The organism is Streptomyces sp. NRRL F-4489, from assembly GCF_001509485.1.
Classification (GTDB): Bacteria; Actinomycetota; Actinomycetes; order Streptomycetales; family Streptomycetaceae; genus Streptomyces.
Genome location: NZ_LLZI01000222.1, coordinates 20,943 through 36,644 on the forward strand (window position 1 = coordinate 20,943; position 15,702 = coordinate 36,644).

12 protein-coding genes are annotated in these 15,702 nt (G+C 74.6%); 5 read left to right on the top strand and 7 right to left on the bottom strand.

The features are described 5' to 3' along the window. Positions 1-14: 14 nt before the first annotated feature. The 3 genes from glnA to ADL22_RS17125 all read right to left on the bottom strand — a co-directional run bounded on the left by glnA (position 15) and on the right by ADL22_RS17125 (position 3,290). Entirely contained in the window at positions 15-1,376 is a 1,362-nt protein-coding gene (gene glnA / locus ADL22_RS17115; protein WP_066979707.1) for a type I glutamate--ammonia ligase, read from the bottom strand. A gap of 331 nt (positions 1,377-1,707) precedes the next feature. Next, the gene (locus ADL22_RS17120; protein ID WP_066979794.1) at positions 1,708-2,535 is read right to left on the bottom strand and encodes an alpha/beta fold hydrolase; all 828 of its coding nucleotides are present in this window, start codon (positions 2,533-2,535) and stop codon (positions 1,708-1,710) included. Between the two features lie 35 nt (positions 2,536-2,570). After that, complete coding sequence (locus ADL22_RS17125) at positions 2,571-3,290, bottom strand: DUF998 domain-containing protein (RefSeq protein WP_066979709.1); 720 nt, start codon at positions 3,288-3,290, stop codon at positions 2,571-2,573. A 340-nt stretch (positions 3,291-3,630) separates the two neighbouring features. On the opposite strand from ADL22_RS17125, the gene ADL22_RS17130 reads away from it, so the two are divergent. Beyond that, a complete protein-coding gene (locus ADL22_RS17130; protein WP_079064211.1) occupies positions 3,631-5,589 on the top strand; it encodes a multicopper oxidase family protein in 1,959 nt (652 codons plus the stop codon). 101 nt (positions 5,590-5,690) lie between these two features. Next, positions 5,691-7,445 (top strand): NAD+ synthase, encoded by a 1,755-nt coding sequence (locus ADL22_RS17135; RefSeq protein WP_066979715.1) that lies wholly within the window; start codon positions 5,691-5,693, stop codon positions 7,443-7,445. Here ADL22_RS17135 and ADL22_RS17140 read toward each other — a convergent pair. The 4 genes from ADL22_RS17140 to ADL22_RS17155 form a co-directional block, all read right to left on the bottom strand. Beyond that, on the bottom strand, positions 7,417-8,658 hold the full coding sequence (locus tag ADL22_RS17140) for an MFS transporter (RefSeq protein WP_066979717.1): 1,242 nt from the start codon (positions 8,656-8,658) through the stop codon (positions 7,417-7,419). The genes ADL22_RS17135 and ADL22_RS17140 overlap by 29 nt on opposite strands. A 272-nt stretch (positions 8,659-8,930) precedes the next feature. Beyond that, on the bottom strand, positions 8,931-9,851 hold the full coding sequence (locus tag ADL22_RS17145; RefSeq protein WP_420711570.1) for an endonuclease/exonuclease/phosphatase family protein: 921 nt from the start codon (positions 9,849-9,851) through the stop codon (positions 8,931-8,933). A gap of 427 nt (positions 9,852-10,278) precedes the next feature. Further along, the gene (locus ADL22_RS17150; RefSeq protein ID WP_066979720.1) at positions 10,279-10,959 is read right to left on the bottom strand and encodes a TetR/AcrR family transcriptional regulator; all 681 of its coding nucleotides are present in this window, start codon (positions 10,957-10,959) and stop codon (positions 10,279-10,281) included. Continuing rightward, on the bottom strand, positions 10,956-12,587 hold the full coding sequence (locus ADL22_RS17155) for an MFS transporter (protein WP_066979721.1): 1,632 nt from the start codon (positions 12,585-12,587) through the stop codon (positions 10,956-10,958). The genes ADL22_RS17150 and ADL22_RS17155 overlap by 4 nt, the downstream gene beginning before the upstream one ends. A gap of 212 nt (positions 12,588-12,799) precedes the next feature. Between ADL22_RS17155 and panB the strand changes: the two genes are divergently transcribed. The 3 genes from panB to ADL22_RS17170 all read left to right on the top strand — a co-directional run bounded on the left by panB (position 12,800) and on the right by ADL22_RS17170 (position 15,685). Further along, positions 12,800-13,708 carry a 3-methyl-2-oxobutanoate hydroxymethyltransferase gene (panB, locus tag ADL22_RS17160; RefSeq protein ID WP_066979724.1) on the top strand — a complete coding sequence of 303 codons (909 nt, stop codon included), beginning with the start codon at positions 12,800-12,802 and terminating at the stop codon, positions 13,706-13,708. 91 nt (positions 13,709-13,799) lie between these two features. Beyond that, positions 13,800-14,864, top strand: coding sequence for an ATP-binding cassette domain-containing protein (locus tag ADL22_RS17165; protein WP_066979727.1), 1,065 nt, complete (start codon positions 13,800-13,802; stop codon positions 14,862-14,864). Further along, positions 14,861-15,685: an ABC transporter permease gene (locus ADL22_RS17170; RefSeq protein WP_066979730.1), complete on the top strand. Its 825-nt coding sequence runs from the start codon at positions 14,861-14,863 to the stop codon at positions 15,683-15,685. Before ADL22_RS17165 ends, ADL22_RS17170 begins: the two co-directional genes overlap by 4 nt. Positions 15,686-15,702 lie beyond the last annotated feature (17 nt).

Here is a 15,702-nt window from a genome sequence, read left to right on the forward strand (position 1 = left end):
GTGGCCCTGGGCGGTCAGAGCACCGGCAGCATCTTCCGCAGTTCGAAGGCGGTGACCTCGGAGCGGTACTCCTCCCACTCCTGCTTCTTGTTGCGCAGGAAGAAGTCGAAGACGTGCTCGCCGAGGGTCTCGGCGACCAGTTCGCTGCGCTCCATCAGCTCGATGGCCTCGCCGAGATTCTGCGGCAGCGGCTCGATGCCCATCGCGCGGCGCTCGGAGTCGGAGAGCGCCCAGACGTCGTCGTCGGCGCCGGCCGGGAGCTCGTAGCCCTCCTCGATGCCCTTCAGGCCGGCCGCGAGCAGCACCGCGTAGGCGAGGTAGGGGTTGGCGCCGGAGTCGACGGAGCGGACCTCGACGCGGGTGGAGCCCATCTTGCCGGGCTTGTACATCGGGACGCGGATCAGCGCGGAGCGGTTGTTGTGGCCCCAGCAGATGTACGAGGGGGCCTCGCCGCCGGCGCCGGCGGTGCGGTTGGCGCCGCCCCAGATGCGCTTGTAGGAGTTGACCCACTGGTTGGTGACGGCGGAGATCTCGCCGGCGTGCCGGAGGAGTCCGGCGATGAAGGAGCGCCCCACCTTGGAGAGCTGGTACTCGGCGCCGGACTCGTGGAAGGCGTTGCGGTCGCCCTCGAAGAGCGAGAGGTGGGTGTGCATCCCGGAGCCGGGGTACTCCGAGAACGGCTTGGGCATGAACGTGGCCTGCACGCCCTGCTCCAGCGCGACCTGCTTCATCACCAGCCGGAAGGTCATGATGTTGTCGGCGGTGGACAGCGCGTCGGCGTAGCGCAGGTCGATCTCCTGCTGGCCGGGCGCGCCCTCGTGGTGGCTGAACTCCACCGAGATGCCCATCGACTCCAGCATCGTGATGGCCTGGCGGCGGAAGTCCATGCCGACGTTCTGCGGGGTGTGGTCGAAGTAGCCGGAGGAGTCGCCGGGGATCGGCCGGGAGCCGTCCACGGGCTTGTCCTTCAGCAGGAAGAACTCGATCTCGGGGTGGGTGTAGAAGGTGAAGCCGAGGTCGGAGGTCTTGGCCAGGATGCGCTTGAGGACGAAGCGCGGGTCGGCGTACGAGGGCGAGCCGTCCGGCATCAGGATGTCGCAGAACATCCGGGCGGTGCCCGGGGCCTCGGCGCGCCACGGCAGGATCTGGAACGTCCCCGGATCCGGCTTGGCGATCATGTCGGACTCGTAGACCCGGGCGAAGCCCTCGATGGCCGAGCCGTCGAAGCCGATGCCCTCGTCGAACGCCTGCTCCAGCTCGGCCGGGGCGACCGCGACGGACTTCAGGAAGCCGAGGACATCGGTGAACCACAGCCGGACGAAGCGGATGTCGCGCTCTTCCAGCGTCCGGAGCACAAACTCCTGCTGCTTGTCCATGCTTCACCAATCCTTGCAGGTCATCCGGCCTGTCCACGCGTGGGATCATCGCGTTTTGGCCCACCAGTATCACGTCGGCGGGTTACCGTCACATTACGCACCCTTGGCCTGAATCAGAACCGCCGACCCGTGACCCCCTCCCGGCTTCCTCCCGGTGTCTTTTCCCGCCGCGACCAGGCTCAGCGCCGCACGGCGCGGGAAGCGAGAGCCTTGGCCCAGTCTTGGACGCTCCGTGAGCGGCGCTTGACCCGCTTTTGGGCGCTCCGTGTGGCGGCGTGCGGCCGGTAAACGCCGGTCCGGTCAGGCCGCCGTCACCGCCGCTCCGACACCGTCACCGCTGGTCCAGCACCGCCCGGGCGACCGCTCCGGGGGCGTCCGCCATGACCAGGTGGCCGGCGGGCGCGGCGACCGTCCAGCGCGCGCCGAGCGCGGCGGCCAGCGCCCGCTGGCGGGCCAGCCAGCGCCGCCCGCCACGGGTGCCCCGGCCGTCGTCGGCGGCCAGCACGGTGACCGGGACGGCGGGCAGCGGGCGGGCCCGGCGCAGCGCGGCGAGGTCGGCGGCCTGGTAGGCGTAGCCGGCGTTCTCCAGCAGACAGGCGCGCACCACCCGGCTGCTCCCGTACAGCGCGGCGTCCCGGGCCGCGCCCGGCAGCCGGGCCACCGTTCCGGCGCGGACGAGGAACCGGCGCGCGGCCGGGCCCAGCAGGCGCGGCAGTCCGGCGGCGCGCAGCGCGCCGGCCGCGCCGCGCGCCCACGCGCCCCGGACCGCCCGCGGCAGCAGGGGCGCCGGGGACTCCTCGGTGCTGCCGTCGACCAGGACCAGTCCGGCGCACCGGCCGGGGTGCAGCCGGGCGAACGCCTCGGCGTGGAAGGCGGCCAGCGAGTGGCCGACGACGGTGGCCGGCCCGCGGTGGCCGAGCGCGTCCAGCAGGGCGGCGATCCGGTCCGCCTCACCGGCCAGGGTGGCCGGGCCGCCCGGCCGGCCGGCGCTCAGGCCGAGCCCGGGGCGGTCGAAGCGGACGACGGTGCGGTGCGCGGCGAGCAGCGCGGCGACCGCGTCCCAGTCGGACCACGCCATGCCCAGACCGCCGCTGAGCACCACCACCGGGCCGCTGCCCTCGCACACCACGTGCAGCGGCACCCCGCCGACCCGCACCATCCGGCCCGGTACGGGGCGGCCGCCCGGTACGCGGCTCACCGCGCGTCCCCGCACCGGGCCGGCGGCTGGGACCCGTCGCGCGCCACGCACCCGGCGAGCAGCGCGAGGTAGAGGGCGACCAGCAGCACCTGGAGGCGCTGGCCGACGCCGAGCGCCCAGGTGTCGCCGCCGGCGGTGAGCGCGGCGACCTCGGCCAGCGTCCAGGCGGTGGCGGCGGCCTCGGCGAGCACCAGCGGCGGGCCGAAGCGGGCGAGCGCGGGCCAGTGGCCGTAGCGGCGGGCGGCCGCGGTGAGCAGGACCAGCGCGGCGAGCGCCCCGGCCATGGCCAGGGTGCTGCTGACGGCGTGCGCGGTGTGGGTGGCCGGGACCAGTCCGGCGGTCTCCCGGGCGGCGCAGACCGGGTCGGCGGTGGGCGCGCAGCTCAGCGGCAGCCGGGAGTCCAGCACGGTCGCGGCGCCGAACAGCGCCAGCGCCGCCCAGCCCGCGGTCGTCCACGGGCGGCGCCCGGACGCCACCAGCGCGGTCCGCGCACCGGCCAGGACGAGCAGTCCGGCGGCCAGGTCGGTGGCCCGGAACAGCCCGCCCAGCGGCTGGTCGGCGGCGGCCAGTTCGCTCACGTAGGCCCGGACGGGGTCCAGACCGGTGGCGATCACCAGCTCCAGGACCCAGGCGGTGTACGCGAGCGCGCCGAGCAGCAGGAGGACGGCGGTGGCCCGGCGGGCGGCGGCGGGACGGCTGGGGCGGGTGGGGCGCACGGACTTCCTGGTGTTCGGGTGGTCCCGGCGGCGCGTACGGAATGCCGGATTCGCCGGGGGCGGGCGAGGGCCAAGAATAGGCGGGCGGTTCACCGGGCGCGGCGCGCGCGGCGCGGTGGGCCGCGTCCGGGGCCGCGCCCCGGGAGCAGCGGTGCGTCCGTAGGTCCCCGGCCGTCGAGGAGTCCGCGATGCGTCAACCCCGCAGGGCCGCCGGCCGGCCCGGCCGCCCGCCGCGCGGCCCGTGGCCGATACCCCGCGCCGCCGCGCCGGCCCCCGTCCGCCCCCGCTCCCCCGCCGGAGCGCACCCGGCCTCCCCCGATATGCCACGAGGTGCAACCCCATGGAACCCCTTCGTACGCACTCCCGCCGCGCCGTGCTCGGCGCGGGTATCGCGGTCACCGGCGGAAGTCTGCTGGCCGCCGCCGCGCCCGGCGCTGCCGCCGGCGCCGCGACCGCCCCGGACGGCCGCACCGGCGACGGCCGCGGCCGCTATGTCGACCCGCGCGGCCCGGAGGTCGCCGAGGCCGAGCGGCGGCGCGGCTCCGGTCCGGTGCGCCGGGTCCACCTGGAGGCCCGCCGGGCCCGGATCGACCTCGGCGGCCGCGTTGTCGACACCTGGACGTACGGCGACCGGCTGCCCGGCGACGTGCTCCGGGTCACCGCCGGCGACACCCTCTCGGTGACCCTGGCCAACAACCTGCCGCAGTCCACCACCCTGCACTGGCACGGCTTGCCGATCCGCAACGACATGGACGGCGTCCCCGACCTCACCCAGCGGCCCATCAAGCCCGGCGCCTCCTTCCACTACCGCTTCCGGATCACCGACCCCGGCACGTACTGGACGCATCCGCACCTCGGTGTGCAGCAGGACCACGGGCTGTACGCGCCGCTGATCGTGGACGACCCCAGGGAGCCGATGGAGTACGACCACGAGTGGGTGGTGGTGCTGGACGACTGGCTGGACGGGATCGACGGCAGCGACCCGGACGCGGTGCTGCGGGAGCTGAACCACGGGCGGGGGGCGATGCACGGGCACGGGTCCGGGCACGAGGGCGGGGGCCACGGGGACGGCGACCACGGCGGCTCGGGGCACGACTCGCGGCAGGGGAACGGACACGGCCGCGGGCACGGGCACCACAAGCACGGCTCCGGGCAGGACGGGCACGAGCGCGAGCGCGACCACGGCGGCCGCGCGGACCGGCCCGGGCGCGCCGGGGACGACGGCACCGCCCCGTACGCCGGCGCCGCGGTGCCGGACGCCGGCCGGGAGGCGCCGGTCGGCCTGGACGGCCTGGCGACGAGCCTGGGCGGACTGGCCGCCGGATCGGTCGGGGCGGCGCTGGGCGACGCGGGCCTGGTGGGCGCGGAGCAGGCGGCCGGGCGGGAGTTCGGCGGCGCCCTGCTCGCGGACCGGGCCAGCCGGGGGGCGCGCCGCGCGGGCGGCCCCGGCGCGGCGGACGGCGGCGGGCCGTCCCGCATCCTGCGCGGCGCGCACAGCCGGCTGCTGCGCGGTATGCCGGGCAACATCGACTACCCGTACCACCTCATCAACGGCCGGACCAGCCATGACCCGGACGTCTTCCGGGCCCGGCCCGGCGACCGGATCCGGATCCGCTTCATCAACGCGGGCGGCGACACCGCCTACCGGGTCGCGCTGGGCGGCCACGACATGACCGTCACCCACACCGACGGCAACCCGGTGCGGCACGCCCGGACCGACGCCCTGCTGATCGGCATGGCCGAGCGCTACGACGTCCTGGTCACCGCCAAGTCCGGCGTCTTCCCGCTGGTGGCGCTGGCCGAGGGCAAGGGCCGCTCGGCGCTGGCCGTGCTGCGCACCGGGGGCGGCCGGGCCCCGGACGGTTCGGCGCGCACCCGGCGGCTGGACGGCAAGCTGCTGATGGCGCACGACCTGCGGGCGCACGAGAGCGTACGGGCGGCGCGGCGGGCGCCGGACCGGACCATCGGCGCCCGGCTCACCGGCACCATGGAGCGGTTCGACTGGGCGATCAACGGCCGGCCGTACACCCCCTCGCAGCGCTATCCGGTGCGGGCCGGTGAGCGGGTCCGGCTGGTCTTCCGCAACCACACCCGGATGTTCCACCCGATGCATCTGCACGGGCACAGCTTCACGCTGCCGGACGGCGGCCCGCGCAAGGACACCACCATCGTGCGGCCCGGCCAGCACCTGGAGGTCGAATTCGACGCCGACAACCCGGGGCTGTGGATGATGCACTGCCACAACATCTACCACTCGGAGTCCGGGATGATGACGGTCCTCGGCTACCGGCGGTCGTAGCCTCCGGCTCCCCCGCCACGGCCCGTCCGGTGCGCTTCCGCCGCGCCGGGCGGGCCGCCGCGCATCCCCCATCGCGTCAGAAAGACGATTAGACTGGCGGGGTGCCCCAACTCCGTCTCGCCCTCAACCAGATCGACTCCTGCGTCGGCGATCTCGCCCGGAACGCCGACGCGATCGCGCACTGGACCCGGCACGCGGCCGACCGGGGCGCGCATCTGATCGCCTTCCCCGAGATGGCGCTGACCGGCTATCCGGTCGAGGACCTGGCGCTGCGCCCGTCGTTCGTCGAGGCGAGCCGGGCCGCGCTGGGCGCGCTGGCCGAGCGGCTGGCCGCCGAGGGACTGGGCGACGTCCCGGTGGTCGTCGGCTACCTCGACCGCTGCGCGCGCTCCGAGCCCCGCTACGGCCGGCCGGCCGGTGCGCCGCAGAACGCCGCGGCGGTGCTGCACCGCGGCGCGGTCGCGCTCACCTTCGCCAAGCACCACCTGCCCAACTACGGCGTCTTCGACGAGTTCCGCTACTTCGTCCCGGGCGACACCCTGCCCGTCGTCCGGGTCCGCGGCGTCGATGTGGCGCTGGCCATCTGCGAGGACCTGTGGCAGGAGGGGGGCCGGGTGCCCGCCGCGCGCAGCGCCGGCGCCGGGCTGCTGCTGTCGGTCAACGCCTCGCCGTACGAGCGGGAGAAGCACGACACCCGGCTGGAGCTGGTCCGCAAGCGGGCCCAGGAGGCCGGCTGCACCACCGCGTATCTCGCCATGATCGGCGGCCAGGACGAGCTGGTCTTCGACGGCGACTCGATCGTGGTGGACCGCGACGGCGGGGTGATCGCCCGCGCCCCGCAGTTCGAGGAGGGGTGCGTCCTGGTCGATCTGGACCTGCCGGCGGCGGCGCCGGAACCGCCGTCCGGGGTGCTGGACGACGGGCTGCGGGTGGAGCACCTAATCCTCTCCGCCGATCCGCTGCCGCCCTACGCGCCGGAGGTGCCCGGCGGGCAGGCGCCGCGCCTGGGCGACCTGGAGGAGATCTACACCGCGCTGGTCACCGGCCTGCGCGCCTACGTCGCCAAGAACGGCTTCGGCAGCGTGGTGCTGGGCCTGTCCGGCGGGATCGACTCGGCGCTGGTGGCCGCGCTGGCCTGCGACGCGCTGGGCCCGGAGCGGGTGCACGCGGTCGCCATGCCCTCGCGCTACTCCTCCGAGCACTCCGTGGCCGACGCCGCCGAACTGGCCCGCCGCACCGGCCTGCGGTTCCGTACGGTGCCGATCGGCCCGATGTTCGACGCGTACCTGGCATCGCTCGGCGTGACCGGGCTGGCCGAGGAGAACCTCCAGTCGCGGCTGCGCGGCACGATCCTGATGGGGATCTCCAACGAGGAGGGGCACCTGGTCCTCGCGCCGGGCAACAAGTCCGAGCTGGCGTGCGGCTATTCGACGCTCTACGGCGATTCGGTCGGCGGCTACGGCCCGATCAAGGACGTCTACAAGACCGGCATCTTCGCACTGGCCCGCTGGCGCAACGGCGCCGCCGCCGCGCGCGGGCAGACCCCGCCGATCCCCGAGCACACGATCAGCAAACCGCCCAGCGCCGAGCTGCGGCCCGGCCAGGTCGACACCGACTCACTGCCGGACTACGCGGTGCTGGACCGCGTCCTGGAGCTGTACGTCGACCGGGACCGGGGCCGCGAGGAGATCGTGGCGGAGGGCTTCGACGAGGCGCTGGTGACCCGGGTGCTGCGGATGGTGGACCGCGCCGAGTACAAGCGCCGGCAGTACCCGCCCGGCACCAAGATCTCCGCGAAGGGCTTCGGCAAGGACCGGCGGCTGCCGATCACGAACCACTGGCGGGAGGGCGGCTGACCGCCCCGGCCGGCGCGGCCGCCGGCTCGCCGTCGCCGCGCGCCACGATCCGGGTGGTGTCGTCGCGGGAGCCGCGGTCCAGCAGTCCGGCCAGCAGCGCCACGGCCAGACCGGCCGCGGCCAGGACGGCGCCGGCGGCGGCCGGCGAGGTCCAGCCCCAGCCGGCCGCCAGGACCAGGCCGCCGATCCAGGCGCCGCCCGCGTTGGCCAGGTTGAACGCCGACTGGTTGGCGGCGGCGGCCAGCGTCGGCGCCCGCCGGGCCTTGTCCATCACCAGCATCTGCAGCGGCGTGGTGGTCAGGAAGCCGACCGCGCCGATCAGGACGACGGTGACCAGCGCGGCCCACTTCAGGTGCGCGGCGAACGGGAAGACCGCCAGCACCACCGCGAGCGCGCCGAGGGAGCCGTAGAGGGTGGGGCGCAGCGCCCGGTCGGTGAGCGGCCCGGCGGCCAGCGCGCCCAGCGTCATCCCGATGCCGAAGAGCGCCAGCACCACCGGGACCGCGCCCGCGGAGAAGCCGGTGACCTCGGTCATCGCCGAGGCGAGATAGCTGTAGACGGCGAAGATCCCGGCGAAGCCGAAGACCGTGGTGAGCAGGCCGAGCAGCACCTGGCGGTCGCCGAGCGCGCGCAGTTCGCCGCGCAGGCCGCCGGTGTCCGGGCCGGCCGGCAGCGGCGGGACGAGCCGGGCCAGCGCGGCCATCGCGACCAGTCCGATGGCGGCGACGACGAGGAAGGTGGCGCGCCAGCCCAGGCGCTGGCCGAGGAGGGTGGCGGCGGGTACGCCGACGATGTTGGCGATGGTCAGGCCGAGGAACATGGTGGCCACCGCGCGGGCCTGCCGGCCCTCGCGGACCAGCCGGGCGGCGACCACCGCGCCCACGCCGAAGAACGCGCCGTGCGGCAGCCCGGCCAGCAGCCGGCCGGCCACCAGCAGGCCGAAGTTCGGGGCCAGCGCGGAGGCGAGGTTGCCGACCGTGAAGACCGCCATCAGCGCGACCAGCATCCGCTTGCGGGGGACGCGGGAGCCGAGCGCGGTCAGGAGCGGGGCGCCGATGACGACGCCGAGGGCGTAGGCGGAGACGAGGTAGCCGGCGGTGGGCACGGAGGTGCCCAGAGCGTCCGCGACGTCGGGCAGCAGGCCCATCATCACGAATTCCGTGGTGCCGATACCGAAGGCCGAGATCGCGAGCGCGAGCAGAGCCAAGGGCATGGAGAACCTTTCGGGTGGGAGGCGTGCGAGGGGTGGGGTGCGGGAGGCGTACGAAAGGGGTGGGGATGTGTCCGGCGCGGGCGCGCGGAGGTCCGGCCCGCGTTTAAGTTCTGTTCCGGAACAAAGTGTGGCAGGCGGAGTATTCCGCCGTGAAAACGGAATGTGAAATCGCGTCGCGACCCCTCGCCTGCGGACGCGGAAAAAGCCCGCGCCGGCCAGGCGGCGCGGGGGCCGTCCGGCCGGCGCGGGCGGGCGCCGGTGGTGGGGTGGAGTCAGATCTTGACGGTGGCGGCGACCGGGCGGTGGTCGCTGCCGGTCGCGGGCAGCACCCACGCCTTGACCGGGTCGATGCCCTTGACCAGGATCTGGTCGATCCGGGCCATCGGGAAGCCGGCCGGCCAGCTGAAGCCGAAGCCGTCGCCGGCCGCGCCCTGGGCGGAGCGCAGCTGGGAGGTCAGCGGGGCCAGCGAGCGGTCGTTCATGGTGCCGTTGAGGTCGCCGAGGAGCACCACCTGGCGGACCGGGTCGGCGGCGATCGCCTCGCCCAGCGCGCTGGCGCTGCCGTCGCGCTGCCCGGCGGTGAAGCCCTTGTCGACGTTGACCCGTACCGAGGGCATATGGGCCACGTAGACCGCGATCTGCCGGCCGTCGGCGGCGGTGACGGTGGCGCGCAGCGCCCGCACCCAGCCGATCTTGATGTCCACCGGGCGGGTGTCGGCCAGCGGGCGCTTGCTCCACAGGCCGACCGTGCCCTGCACGGTGTGGTACGGGTACACGCCGGCCAGGCCCTTGCGGTACGCGGGCAGCGCGGTGCCGGTCAGCTCCTCCAGCGCGACCACGTCGGCGCCGGAGGCCGCGATGGAGCGGGCGGTGCCCGCCGGGTCGGGGTTGTCGGCGTCCACGTTGTGGGTCAGCACGGTGAGGTTGCCGCCGGTGCCGGCCTTGTCGGTGAGCTGCCCGCCGAAGAGGCTCACCCAGGCGACGGCCGGCAGCACCAGCGCCACCAGGGCGGTCGCCGAGCGGCGCAGCAGCGCGCAGAGCAGCAGCAGCGGGACGCCCAGGCCCAGCCACGGCAGGAAGGTCTCCAGCAGGCTGCCGTAATTGCCCACCGTGTTGGGGATCCGGGCGTGCAGCAGCAGCGCCAGCCCGAGGAGGACCGCGAGGACCGCGAGGACGATGCCGCGCCGCCACATCCCCTCCCGGCGCCACCAGCCCCGCAGCCGCCCGGACCGGGAACCGGTCCACCCGGGCCCCTGGCCCTGCTCCGGCTCCGTCATGTACGCCTGCGCCATACCGCTGTCCTCACTCGCCTGCCACCCTGCTCCGGTGCGCCTCACCTGTGATCTTCGACCCTAGGCGATGGCCGTGAAACGCTCTCTTAGATCCCGGTTTCCGGTGGATCCGCTTGACCGGCGGATCCCCGGTGCGCGGGGTCTTCCGGTGCGTTCCGCAGGGGAGGACGGGCCGTCCGCCGCCGCGGGTTCCGGTCCGGGCGTTCGTGACAGCGGCTGTGACAGAACGGGCATGGTCCGGTCATACGCGGCCCGGCGGCCGTCATCAAGCGGTCGGGTCCCGGTCATGCAGCACCCCAGCGCGGGTCATGCAGCGCCCCGGCCCGGGTCAAGCGGAATCCGCCGCCGGGCGGCCGCCGCACCCCGCGGGCCGCGGCCGGACGCCGTCCAGCACGGTGTCGACGATCTCCTCGGCGAACCCCTCGGGGAGCGGCTGCCCCTCGGGGCGGAGGGCGCGGGCCAGCAGCGGCCCGGTGAAGAGGTCGGCCAGCGTCGCCAGGTCCCGGTCGGCGCGGATCTCACCGGCCGCCACCCCGCGCCGCAACACCGCGAGCAGCGCCTCGTGCCGGGCCCGCAGGACCGTCTCGTGGTACTCCGCCCACAGCTCCGGCTGCGACCGGACGTGGCTGACGACCGTCCGCAGCACCGCCGAACCGCGCCCGGCCAGCCCCCGGCGGCGCAGGAACTCCAGCAGCCGCACCAGGTCCTCGCGGACCGAACCGCCCTCCAGGGGCGGGCAGGGCGCGTCCAGCGACCGCATCACGTCCAGCAGCAGCGCGCTCTTGCCCGGCCAGCGGCGGTAGACGGTGGCCTTGCCGACACCGGCCTCGCGGGCGATCCGCTCCATGGACAGCTCGGCTATCGAGCTGCCGTCCTCGATCAGGCGGAGCACCGCCTCGATGATCGCGGAGTCGGCCGCGGCGCTGCGCGGGCGGCCCCGGCGCCCGGGAGCCGGCCCGCCCGGCCGCTCCCCCGCCGTCCGCCCGCGGGTGTCCGCCGCCCGGCTCATCTCGCTGCGCCCGCCTTCCGTCCGTCCCGGCGCTCCGCGGAGTGCGGGGCCGGGCCCATTCTTCCCGGCAGGAATCCGGCGACGACCGCGGCCCCCAGCACCGAGACGGCCGCCGAGGCGAGCGCGGTGACGTGCATGGCGTGCAGGAACGCGCCGTCGGCCGCGAGCGCCAGGGGGCGGGCGGCGGGCGGGCCGAGCCGCTGGGCGAGGCCGAGGGTGGCCTCGATGGACTCGCCGGCCGCGATCCGCACCGGTCCGGGCACCCGCGGCAGCGCGTCCAGGGTGCCCTGGATGCCGTCGCGGTAGCTGGTGGAGAGCAGCGAGCCGAGCACCGCGACGCCGAGGGTGCCGCCGACCTGCCGGAAGATGTTGTTCAGCGCCGAGCCGGAGCCGGCCTTCTCGCGCGGCAGCGCCTGCATGATCGTGACGGTGACCGGCGGCATGATGTGCGCCATGCCGGTGCCCTGGAGGAAGAACAGCACCTCCAGCACCCACAGCGGGGTGTGGCGGTCCAGCAGCAGCATCCCGGCCATGGTGACGGCGACCACCAGCATCCCGGCGGTGCACACCGCGCGGGCCCCGAAGCGGTCCACCGCGTGCCGGGCCCGGGGCGCGAAGATCAGCTGGGCGGCGGCCAGCGGCAGGATCAGCAGCCCGGCCTCCAGCGGACTGTAGCCGCGCACGCTCTGGACGTAGAAGACGATGAAGAACGTGACGCCCATCAGCGCGAAGAAGACCAGCGCGATGGCGGTGACGGCGGCCGAGAAGGCGGGCTTGCGGAAGTAGCCGATGTCGATGGACGGGTGGTCGCTGCGCTTCTGGTGGACGACGAACGCGGCCAGCACCGCCACCCCGCCGGCCACGGTGCCCACCACCTCGGGATCGGTGAAGTCGGCGAGCTGGCCGCCCTTGATGATCCCGTAGACCAGCAGGACCAGGCCGACCACGGAGAGCAGCACCCCGGCCGGGTCCAGCCGCCCGGGGGCCGGGTCCTTGGAGTCGGGCACCAGCAGCACCATCGCGGCCAGCGCGACCAGCACGATCGGGACGTTGATCAGGAAGACCGAGCCCCACCAGAAGTGGTCCAGCAGCAGCCCGCCGGCGATCGGGCCGATGGCGATGGCCAGCCCCACCCCGCCGGCCCAGACGCCGATCGCCCGGGGCTGCTCCTCGCGTTCGAAGACGTTCATCAGGATGGCGAGGGTGGCCGGCATGACGAAGGCGCCGCCCAGGCCCATCAGGGCGCGGAAGACGATCAGCTGCGCCGGGGAGGCGGAGACCGCGGCGAGCACCGAGCCGGTGCCGAACACGGCCAGCCCGAAGAGCAGCACCTTCTTGCGGCCGAGCCGGTCGCCGAGCAGGCCGGAGGTGAACAGCAGCCCGGCGAAGACCAGCGTGTAGGAGTTGATCGCCCACTCCAGCTCGCTCTGGGTGGCGCCGAGACCGGTGGGGGCCGGGGTGGCGATGGTCTTCATCGCGACGTTGAGGATCGAGTTGTCCAGCACCACGATCAGCAGGCTGAGCATCAGGACGCTGAGGATCACCCAGCGGCGGCGGTGGATCCGGGCGGGGACGCGGGGCGCGGCGGGGGCGCCGGACGCGGCCGGTGGGGTCGGGGAGGTCGCCATGGCGCCACCCTACGCCGATATCGATACGGGACCGTTCCGTATCGGTGGCGCGGCGAGCCGCCGCCGGGACCCCCTTCGACGCCCCCGGTACGCCCCGCCGGGACGCCCCCCGCGACGCCCCCTTTTGCTCCCCGGGCACGCCGTGCCAGCATGGACGGGAGTCCGGAGACACCGTCAGGGTGCTTCGAGATCACGAAACAGGAGCCGTCACCATGACGCAGCTTTCGCCTGCCCGGAACGAGGCCGCGGGGGCCACGACCCAGGAGCCCACCGCCGCGCCCGCCAAGGACAACCCCAAGGCGCTCTACGGAGGCACCCGGTCGCGGCGGATCACCGTCCGCGATATCGCCGCCGCCAAGGAGCGCGGCGAGAAGTGGCCGATGCTCACCGCCTACGACGCGATGACCGCCTCGGTCTTCGACGAGGCCGGGATCCCGGTGCTGCTCGTCGGCGACTCGATGGGCAACTGCCACCTCGGCTACGAGTCCACCGTGCCGGTCACGCTCGACGAGATCACCATCCTGTCCGCGGCGGTGGTGCGCGGCACCGAGCGCGCGCTGGTCGTCGCCGACCTGCCGTTCGGCTCGTACCAGGAAGGCCCGGTGCAGGCGCTGCGCAGCGCCACCCGGCTGGTCAAGGAGGCCGGGGTGGGCGCGGTGAAGCTGGAGGGCGGCGAGCGCTCCGCGCACCAGGTGGAGCTGCTGGTCTCCTCCGGCATCCCGGTGATGGCGCACGTCGGGCTGACCCCCCAGTCGGTGCACGCCTTCGGCGGCTACCCGGTCCAGGGCCGCGGTGAGGAGGCCGCGCAGCAGCTGCTGCGGGACGCCAAGGCGGTGCAGGACGCCGGGGCGTTCTCGGTGGTGCTGGAGGCGGTGCCGGCCGAGCTGGCCGCCGAGGTGACGCGTTCGCTGCACATCCCGACCGTCGGCATCGGCGCCGGGGCGGAATGCGACGCGCAGGTGCTGGTGTGGACGGACATGGCCGGCTTCACCGCGGGCCGGGTGCCGCGCTTCGTCAAGCAGTACCTCGACCTGCGGAAGCTGCTGGGCGGCGCGGCCCGGGCGTTCGCCGAGGACGTCGTCGGCGGCGCCTTCCCGGCCGCGGAGCACTCCTTCCGCTGAGCCCCGCCCGGCGGGCCGCCGGCGGCCGGTCGGTACCGGCTGTCGGCGGCCTGTCAGCGCGCTGTCAGCGGCGTCCGGCACCGTAAGGGGCATGACGCGACAGACGATAACCACCGGGGGCGGCAACGCCGTGGAGGTGCGCGGCCTGGTCAAGCACTTCGGCGACGTCAGGGCCGTCGACGGGGTGGACCTGGACGTGCCGGAGGGCACCGTGCTCGGGGTCCTGGGCCCCAACGGCGCCGGCAAGACCACGCTCGTCCGCTGCCTGTCCACCCTGCTCGTCCCGGACGCCGGCCGCGCCGTGGTGGCGGGCTGCGACGTGGTGCGCCAGCCGCGCGCCCTGCGCCGCCGGATCGGCCTGACCGGGCAGTACGCATCGGTCGACGAGAAGCTCTCCGGCCGGGAGAACCTCTACATGATCGGCCGGCTGCTGGACCTCTCCCGCAAGGACGCCCGAGCCCGCGCCGACGAGATGCTGGAGCGGTTCTCGCTGACCGAGGCCGCCCGGCGGCCGGCCGGGAAGTACTCCGGCGGGATGCGCCGCCGGCTCGACCTGGCCGCCTCGATGATCGGCCGGCCCTCGGTGCTCTATCTGGACGAGCCGACCACCGGCCTGGACCCCCGGACCCGCAACGAGGTCTGGGAGGAGGTCCAGCGGATGGTCCGGGACGGCGCCACGGTCCTGCTGACCACCCAGTACATGGAAGAGGCCGAGCAGCTGGCCGACGGGCTGGCGGTGATCGACCGCGGCCGGGTGATCGCCGAGGGCCGCATCGAGGAGCTGAAGGCCAAGGTGGGCGGGCGCACCCTGCAGATCCGCCCGGCCGACCCCGGGGAGCTGGACGCGCTGGCGGACGCCGTCGCCCGGGCCGGGCTGGACGGCGTCGCCGGGGCCACCGCGGACCACACCGGGGGTGTGGTCAACGTCCCCATCGTCAGCGACGAGCAGCTGACCGCGGTGGTCGGGGTGCTCGGCGCGCGGGGCTTCGCGCTGGCCGGGATCAGCACCCATCTGCCCAGCCTGGACGAGGTGTTCCTGGCGCTGACCGGGCAGAAGACCTCCGGCGGGGCGGACGGCTCCGGCGGGGACGGTACGGCGGACGGGCCGGACGGACCCGCCGCGCACGACGAGCGGTACGCGGAGGTGGGCGCATGAGCGCCGCGACGGTGACGGCGGCCGCCGGGCGGCCCGCCGCCGACGAGGGCCGGATCGGCCTGCGGGCCAATCTCCGGCACATCGGCGCCCTGGCCCGGCGCAATCTGATGCAGATCAAGCACGACCCGGAGACGCTGTTCGACGCGCTGCTGATGCCGGTCGTCTTCATCCTGCTGTTCGTCTACGTCTTCGGCGGCGCGATCGCCGGGAACCAGCACTCCTACGTGCAGTATCTGGTGCCCGGCATGATGGCGATGATGGGCATGAACATCGCCATGGCGGTGGGCAGCGGCGTCAACGAGGACTTCCGCAAGGGCGTGATGGACCGCTTCCGGACGATGCCGATCGCCCGGTCCTCGGTCCTGATAGCCAAGATCGTGGTGGAGGTCGGCCGGATGCTGCTGGCCACCGCGATCCTGCTGGGCATGGGCCTGCTGCTGGGCCTGGAGATCCGCGGCTCGCTCGCGGCGCTGCTGGCGGCCGTCGCGCTGTCCACGGTCTTCGGTGCCGCGCTGATGTGGATCTTCGTGCTGCTGGGGCTGAGCGTGCGGACGCCGCAGGCGGTGCAGGGCCTGGCGATGCTGGTGCTGATGCCGCTGCAGTTCGGCTCGTCGATCTTCGCGCCGACCGCGACGATGCCCGGCTGGCTGGCCGGCTTCACCGAGATCAACCCGCTCTCCAACCTCGCCGACGCGGCCCGCGCGCTGATCAACGGCCAGGGCGCGGTGGCCCATCCGGTGCTGGTCACGCTCGCCTGGACGGTCGCCATCACGGCCGTCACCATGCCGCTGGCGGTACGGAAGTTCCGCTCGAAGACCTGACGCGGCCGCCCGGCGCG